Consider the following 7512-nt stretch of genomic DNA (forward strand, 5'->3'; position numbering starts at 1 on the left):
ATGCCGCGCTGCGCGACCTGGTCAAACAGCACCCGCTGCCCGAGGGCGCGGCGCTGGCGGCGGTGGGCGGCTATGGCCGCGGCGAGCTGTACCCGCATTCGGACGTGGATCTGCTGATCCTGCTGCCGCAAGCGCCGTTGGCCGACGATGAAGCCGCGATCGAACGGCTGGTCGCGGCCCTCTGGGACCTGGGCCTGGAGCCCGGCCACAGCGTGCGCACCATCGAGGATTGCCAGCGCGAGGCCGAGGCCGACATCACGGTGGAAACCGCGATGCTGGAGTCGCGCTGGCTGGCGGGCAGCCGCGCGCTGATGAAGAAATTCGACGCGGCCACCAAGGCGCGCCTGGACCCGCGCGCCTTCTTCCGCGCCAAGCGCGTCGAGATGCAGCAGCGTCACGCCCGCTACCAGGACACGCCCTACGCGCTGGAGCCGAACTGCAAGGAATCGCCCGGCGGCCTGCGCGACCTGCAGGTCATCCTGTGGATGGCGCGCGCGGCGGGCTTCGGCGACAACTGGCGCCAGGTGGCCCAGGCCGGCCTGCTGACGCCATCCGAGGCGCGCGACCTGCGCAAGGCCGAGCAGGCCTTCAAGCGGCTGCGCATCGAGCTGCACCTGCTGGCCCGCCGCCGCGAGGACCGCGTGCTGTTCGACCTGCAGCCCGCGCTGGCCGAGATCTACCGCATCCACGCCACCGCCACGCGGCGCGGCAGCGAACTGCTGATGCAGCGCTATTACTGGGCGGCGCGGCTGGTGACCCAGCTCAACGTCATCCTGGTGCAGAACATCGAAGAGCGGCTGTTCCCGCGCCCAGACAGCGACGCGCGCGACATCGACGACGATTTCCGCAACCTGCGCGACCGGCTGGACATCATCCGCGACGACGGTTTCGAGCGCAATCCAACGCTGCTGCTGCGCGCCTTCCTGGTCATGCAGCAGCATCCCGAGCTGACCGGCATGTCGGCGCGCACGCTGCGCGCCATCTGGCATTCGCGCCACCGCATCGACGCACAGTTCCGCCGCAACCCGGTCAACCGCAAGCTGTTCCTGCAGATCCTGCAGCAGCCGCGCGGCATCGTGCACGAGCTGCGCCGCATGACCATGCTGAACATCCTGCCGCGCTATCTGCCGGTGTTCCGGCGCATCGTCGGCCAGATGCAGCATGACCTGTTCCACGCCTATACCGTGGACCAGCACACCCTGGCCGTGGTGCGCAACCTGCGCCGCTTCACCATGCCCGAGCACGCCCAGGAATATCCGCTGGCCAGCCAGCTGATCGCCGGCCTGGACCGCCACTGGCTGCTGTATGTCGCGGCGCTGTTCCATGACATCGCCAAGGGCCGCGGCGGCGACCACTCCGAACTCGGCGCGCGCGACCTGCGCCGCTTCGCTCACGAGCACGGGCTGGACGCCGAGGACACCGAGCTGGCCGAATTCCTGGTGCGCCAGCACCTGCTCATGTCCGCCGTGGCGCAAAAGCGCGACCTGTCCGACCCGGCCGTGATCCAGGACTTCGCCGCCATCGTCAAGGACGAACGCCACCTGACCGCCCTGTACCTGCTGACCGTGGCCGACATCCGCGGCACCAGCCCCAAGGTCTGGAACGCCTGGAAGGGCAAGCTGCTGGAAGACCTGTACCGGCTGACGCTGGCCGCGCTGGGCGGCGCCCATGCCGACGCCCACACCGTGCTGGCCGAGCGCAAGGAAGAAGCCGCGCGCCTGACCCGCCGCGCCGGCCTGCGCGACGACGCCCGCGAGGCCTTCTGGAACCAGCTCGACGTGGCCTATTTCCTGCGCCATGACGCTTCGGACATTGCCTGGCACACGCGCCACCTCTATCACCAGGTGACGCCGGCCGAGCCCGTGGTGCGGGCCCGCCCCACCGAACAGGGCGAAGGCCTGCAGATCATGGTGTACACGCGCGACGTGCCCGATCTGTTCGTGGCCATCTGCGCCTATTTCGCCGCCAAGTCGCTGTCGATCCAGGACGCCCGCATCCACACCACCCGCCACGGCTGGGCGCTGGACAGCTTCATCGTGCTGCTGCCCGAGGGCGACGCCGACCTGCGCGCCCAGGCGACCCTGGTCGAACACGAACTGGCCGAGCGCCTGAAGGCTCCGCCGGCCACGACACAACAGCCGGCGCACACGGGCGGCTACTACGGACGCGCGCGCCAGTCGCGCGTTTCACGCGTGTTTCCTGTCATGCCCCAGGCCGAACTGCAGCCCGACGAGCGCAGCAAGTCCTGGCGCCTGTCGGTGACCGCCACCGACCGCGCCGGCCTGCTGCACGCGCTGGCGCAGGTATTCGCGCGGCACGAGGTGAACCTGCTCATGGCCAAGATCATGACGCTGGGCGACCGCGTCGAGGACGTGTTCATCGTGGACGGCGCGGCGCTGGAGCGGCCCCGCACACAGATGCAGTTCGAGCGCGACATCCTGGACGCGCTGGCCGGCGAGGAAGCGCGTCAGCGCGCGGCCTGATCGCGGCGTGACCCGGCACAAGCAATAGCGGCCGCGCGGCGCATCGCCACGCAGGCCGCCAACGCATACAATCCGGGTTTTGGTTCCGGCGATGGCCCTCCATGCAGCTCTACGACTACCTGCGCGTGTTCGGCGGAAGCTTCCTCTTCGCGCTGGCGACCCTGCTGCCCTTCCTCAATCCGCCGGCCATCGCCCCGATCTTCCTGTCGCTCACCGAAGGCGCGTCGTCCTCGACCCGCACCGTGCTGTCCAAGCGGGTCGCCATCAACGTCGGCCTGATGCTGGTCGTGGCCATGGTGGCCGGCAACGTGCTGCTGAGCTTCTTCGGCATCTCGCTGTCCATCGTGCGCGTGGGCGGCGGCATGCTGGTGATCGCCAGCGCCTGGCGCCTGGTCAATTCGCCCGATGCCGACACCGAGCGCGTGGCGCGGCTGGCCGAATCGTTCACCCCGGAAATGGCCAGGGCCCGTGCCTTCTACCCGCTGACCTTCCCCATCAGCTGCGGCCCCGGCTCGATCGCCGCGGCCATCACCGTGGGCGTGTCGCTGCGCGACCAGAACCACGCGCTGAGCCTGGTCCGGCTGGCCGGCTCCATCCCGGGCATCATCGTGGTGTCCGTCACCCTGTATATCTGCCTGCGCTTCGCGGCGCAGATGCTGCACCGCCTGGGCGACAATGGCACCGCCGTGTTCATGCGGCTGTCGGCCTTCATCATGCTGTGCCTGGGCGTGCAGATCTTCTGGGAAGGCGCGCGCGAACTGATGGTCGGCGTGCTGCAGCAGGTCATGCAACCAATTCCGGTTCCCAAGGTCTAGGTCTAGGCCACCGGCCGGAAGGCCCGCGCAGGCTCCGGCCTGCCCCACGCCGCGCCGCGGCCCGATCAACCCGTCTACAAAATTCATTGAAACCATGACCTCCCGCTCCGAACGCCTGCTACGCCTGGTCGCCCTGTTCTGCTTCGGCGCCGTCGGCGTCGCCCTGATCTCCCAGCATGCGTTCGACATGCCGCCCTGCGCCTGGTGCGTGATGCAGCGCCTGATCTACCTGGTCATCGGCGTGGTGGCGCTGGTCGGCGGCTTCGGCGGCGGCCGCGCCCTGACGCGCGTCTGCGGCGCGCTGGCCGCGCTGCTGGGCCTGGCGGGCGTCGTCGCCGCCTGGTACCAGTACAGCGTGGCCGCCAAGATGCTGTCCTGCGACCAGACCTTCGCCGACCGCTTCATGAGCGGCGCCGGCCTGGATGCCGCCGTGCCCTGGCTGTTCGGCATCTACGCCACCTGCATGGACGCGGTCGTGTCGGTGCTGGGTGTGGAATACGCGCTGTGGAGCCTGGCGCTGTTCGCGGTCGTGCTGCTGCTGTCCCTGCGCGCCGCCTTCGGCCGCGGACGCGCGCAGTAATCTGTGATTGAAGATCCCCGCGCCGACGCGCTGCGCGCCCTGGTCCACGCCCACGAGCCGCTGATGCGCTGGCTGCGCGCGGCGCGGACGTGCGCAATCGGGCTGGACTGGTGCATCGGCGCCGGCGCGGTGCGCGCGCTGGTCTGGAATCACCTGCACGGACTGCCGGCTGGCAGCCATGCGCCAGCCGACGTGGATTTCGTTTATTTCGATTCCGCCGACCTGTCTTCGGCAAGTGAAACCGAACTGGCCGCCCGTCTGCGCGCGGCGGCGCCGGACGCGCCCTGGGAAGTGGTCAATCAGGCGCGCGTGCATCTGTGGCGCCGCGATGACGAGCGCGTTCCACCCCCCATCGCATCGCTGGAAGCCGGCATCGCCGCCTGGCCTGAAACCGCAACCTGCGTCGGCGTATCTTTGGACGGCGACGACGCGCTGCGCATCCTGTGTCCGCACGGGCTGTCCGACCTGTTCGACTTGATCCTGCGCCCCGGTCCGGCCCTCGCCGATCCGGCGCTGTTCGCCCAACGGCTGCGCGCCAAGCGCTATGCCGAAAAATGGCCGCGGCTGCGGCTCGCGGCCGAGCTTGAACTGAATCCATGTCCGCACTGAAATACCTGACCGGTTACCCGGCGCCCCTGCTCGACCAGGCCCGCAAGCTGATGGACCAGGGCCGCCTGGGCCCGGCGCTGCGCGCCCGCTATCCACAAGGCGCTCATGGCGTGCGCACCGACCGCCAGCTGTATGACTACGTGGTCGATCTGAAGAACGCCTACATCCGCAACGGCGACCCGATCAGCAAGGTTGCCTACGACAGCAAGATCCAGGTCATGCAGCACGCGCTGGGCCAGCACACCTATGTATCGCGCGTACAGGGCGGCAAGCTCAAGGCCAAGCACGAGATCCGCGTCGCGACGCTGTTCCGCAACCTGCCCGAGGAATTCCTGCGTATGATCGTGGTGCACGAGCTGGCGCACCTGAAGGAAAAAGAGCACAACAAGGCGTTCTATGGCCTGTGCCAGCGCATGGAACCGCAGTATCACCAGTACGAGTTCGACCTGCGGCTGTACCTGACGCATCTGGATGCGACCCGGGAAGCGCTGTGGGAGCCGGCGGGCTGACAGCCCACCACGCTGGCCCACCAGAATGAAAAAAGCCGCCCCGCAAGGGACGGCTTTTCAACCAACAACACCCGACGATCAGGCGTCGTTGGCCGCATACCCCATGTTGAACTGCAGGCCGCCGGCGGATTCGCCATCGCTGGCTTGCCCGCGCGACTGGCCCAGGCGCGCCAGGTATTCGGCGGTGATGTCACCCGTGACGTATTCGCCGTCGAAGCAGGATGCCTCGAAACGCGACAGCGCGGGATTGACGTCGCGCACGGCCTGCTGCATGTCGTGCAGGTCCTGGTAGATCAAGGCATCGGCGCCGATGGTGCGGGCGATTTCCTCGTCGCTGCGGCCGGTGGCGATCAGCTCCTGCTGCGTCGGCATGTCGATGCCGTACACGTTGGGGAAGCGCACCGGAGGCGCGGCCGAGGCGAAATAGACCTTGTTGGCGCCAGCGGCGCGCGCCATGTCCACGATCTCGCGGCTGGTCGTGCCGCGCACGATGGAGTCGTCCACCAGCAGCACATTCTTGCCCTTGAACTCCATGCCGATGGCGTTGAGCTTCTGGCGCACGGATTTGCGGCGCACGGCCTGGCCCGGCATGATGAACGTGCGGCCGACGTAGCGGTTCTTGATCAGGCCCTCGCGGTAGTCCAGGCCCAGGCGCGCGGCCAACTGCATGGCGGCGGGACGCGAGGAATCCGGAATCGGCATGACCACGTCGATGTCGCCCAGGCGCATGTTGCGCGCGACCTTGTCGGCCAGGTATTCACCCATGCGCAGGCGGGCGCCGTAGACGGACGCGCCGTCAATCAGCGAGTCCGGCCGGGCGAAGTAGACGTATTCGAAAATGCAGGGCACCAACTGCGGATTGTCGGCGCACTGGCGGCTGACGAAACGGCCGTCCAGGTCGATGAAGACCGCCTCGCCCGGCGCCACGTCGCGCACGAAGGCGAAGCCGCTACCTTCCAGCGCGACCGACTCGGACGCCACCATCCACTCGACGCCCTCTTCCGTTTCCTGACGACCGATGCACAGCGGACGGATGCCATACGGATCGCGGAAGGCCAGCAAGCCATAACCGGAAATCTGCGCCACCACGGCGTAGGCGCCGCGCACGCGCTTGTGCACCGCCGCGACCGCGCGGAACATCGCGTCGTCGTCCAGCGAGACGCCGCTGGCGGCCGATTGCAGCTCGTGCGCCAGCACGTTCAGCAGGACTTCGGAGTCGGAATTGGTGTTGATGTGGCGGCGGTCGACGCGGTAGAGCGATTCGCGCAGCTCGCGCCAGTTGGTCAGGTTGCCGTTGTGGGCGAACATGATGCCGAACGGGGCGTTCACGTAGAAGGGCTGGGCCTCTTCCTCGCTGGCGCTGGAACCCGCCGTGGGATAGCGTACCTGGCCGACGCCGGACGTGCCGGGCAGCGCGCGCATGTTGCGGGTGCGGAACACGTCGCGCACCAGGCCATGCGCCTTGTACATATTGAACTGGTTGCCTTGCGACGTTGCGATGCCCGCGGCGTCCTGCCCGCGATGCTGCAACAGCAGCAAGCTGTCATAGAGCAGCTGGTTGACCGGCCCGCGCCCGATGACCCCTACGATTCCACACATGGTGAGAGTTCCTGGTTGATGTGAAGCAAATCAATACGGCAGCCAGGTCGCCAGCGACGGCGGCAGCCACGTCTTGATATGTTTGATGGCCTCGATGGCCGAATGCGAAAACATGGCGTCCTGCCACCAGGGCTCCTGGGGCAAGGGCGTATAACCGGCGGCGGCGACCAGCGCCAGCACGATCAGCAGACCGCGGGCCAGCCCGAACATTCCGCCCAGGCCGTGGTCGGCCGGGCTCAGTCCGGTGCTGCGGATCAAGGCTGAAAGCGTCATATTGACCAGGCCCACGCCTAACAGCACGATAATGAACACCGCCGCGTAGGAAACCCCCATGCGCAGCAGCGTGGTTTCAATGTATGGCTCCAACCAGGCGTAGACCGTAGGCCCCCACCAGATCGCCGCCACGAACGCCAGCAGATACGCCACCAGCGACAGCACTTCCTTCAGCAGGCCGCGCACCAGGCCCAGCACACCCGATACCACCAGGATGGCCAGCACGACGAAGTCGAAACCGGTCACTACTGGGCGGCGATGAAGCCGTTGTCATAGCCCAGCGTGCGCAGCCGCGCCTGGGCCGCCTGCGCCGCCTCGCGCGAGGGGAACGGCCCCACGCGCAAACGGTATTGCTGCTTGCCGCCGATGTTCGCCTGCTCCACGAAGGCGTTGGTCACGCCGGCCTGATGCAGCTTGCTGCGCCGCGACTGCGCGTCATCGGACGTGGTGTACGCGGCGACCTGCAATACGAAATTGCCCTTGGTCGCGGCCGGCTTGGCAGCGGGCGCAGCGGCGGCAGGCGCGCTGCGGCCCTCGAGCAGCGCCAGCGCGCGGGCGCCGTCGTCGGGGCGCGTTTCCGGCTTGGCGGCGGGCTTGGGTTCCGGCTTGGGATCGGGCTTGGCGGCAGGCTTGGGATCCTTCCT

At 68.1% G+C, this 7512-nt stretch carries 8 protein-coding genes; 5 read left to right on the forward strand and 3 right to left on the reverse strand.

What is annotated here, in order from left to right:
- The 5 genes from KDH83_RS28360 to KDH83_RS28380 all read left to right on the forward strand — a co-directional run.
- On the forward strand, positions 1–2483 hold a 2483-nt coding region (locus tag KDH83_RS28360; protein ID WP_212321900.1), incomplete at its 5' end, for a [protein-PII] uridylyltransferase.
- 101 nt (positions 2484–2584) lie between these two features.
- Positions 2585–3298: a MarC family protein gene (locus tag KDH83_RS28365; protein ID WP_212321902.1), complete on the forward strand. Its 714-nt coding sequence runs from the start codon at positions 2585–2587 to the stop codon at positions 3296–3298.
- A gap of 94 nt (positions 3299–3392) precedes the next feature.
- Positions 3393–3878 carry a disulfide bond formation protein B gene (locus KDH83_RS28370; protein ID WP_212321904.1) on the forward strand — a complete coding sequence of 162 codons (486 nt, stop codon included), beginning with the start codon at positions 3393–3395 and terminating at the stop codon, positions 3876–3878.
- A 63-nt stretch (positions 3879–3941) separates the two neighbouring features.
- Positions 3942–4487 (forward strand): nucleotidyltransferase family protein, encoded by a 546-nt coding sequence (locus KDH83_RS28375; RefSeq protein ID WP_249205417.1) that lies wholly within the window; start codon positions 3942–3944, stop codon positions 4485–4487.
- Complete coding sequence (locus tag KDH83_RS28380; protein ID WP_212321906.1) at positions 4475–4996, forward strand: M48 family metallopeptidase; 522 nt, start codon at positions 4475–4477, stop codon at positions 4994–4996. Before KDH83_RS28375 ends, KDH83_RS28380 begins: the two co-directional genes overlap by 13 nt.
- A gap of 78 nt (positions 4997–5074) precedes the next feature.
- Here KDH83_RS28380 and purF read toward each other — a convergent pair whose 3' ends face one another.
- The 3 genes from purF to KDH83_RS28395 all read right to left on the reverse strand — a co-directional run.
- Complete coding sequence (gene purF / locus KDH83_RS28385; protein ID WP_212321908.1) at positions 5075–6595, reverse strand: amidophosphoribosyltransferase; 1521 nt, start codon at positions 6593–6595, stop codon at positions 5075–5077.
- A gap of 30 nt (positions 6596–6625) precedes the next feature.
- Positions 6626–7114, reverse strand: coding sequence for a CvpA family protein (locus KDH83_RS28390; RefSeq protein ID WP_102770938.1), 489 nt, complete (start codon positions 7112–7114; stop codon positions 6626–6628).
- Positions 7114–7512, reverse strand: a 399-nt coding sequence (locus KDH83_RS28395) for an SPOR domain-containing protein (RefSeq protein ID WP_212321909.1), incomplete at its 5' end; no start/stop codon positions are given. The genes KDH83_RS28390 and KDH83_RS28395, both read right to left, overlap by 1 nt.

This window comes from Achromobacter sp. Marseille-Q0513, from assembly GCF_018195695.1.
Lineage (GTDB): Bacteria > Pseudomonadota > Gammaproteobacteria > Burkholderiales > Burkholderiaceae_B > Achromobacter.

Coding starts and splice junctions, on each gene's coding strand:
- KDH83_RS28365 (WP_212321902.1), top strand. CDS start 2,585: ATGCAGCTCTACGACTACCTGCGCGTGTTCGGCGGAAGCTTCCTCTTC.
- KDH83_RS28370 (WP_212321904.1), top strand. CDS start 3,393: ATGACCTCCCGCTCCGAACGCCTGCTACGCCTGGTCGCCCTGTTCTGC.
- KDH83_RS28375 (WP_249205417.1), top strand. CDS start 3,942: ATGCGCTGGCTGCGCGCGGCGCGGACGTGCGCAATCGGGCTGGACTGG.
- KDH83_RS28380 (WP_212321906.1), top strand. CDS start 4,475: ATGTCCGCACTGAAATACCTGACCGGTTACCCGGCGCCCCTGCTCGAC.
- purF (WP_212321908.1), bottom strand. CDS start 6,595: ATGTGTGGAATCGTAGGGGTCATCGGGCGCGGGCCGGTCAACCAGCTG.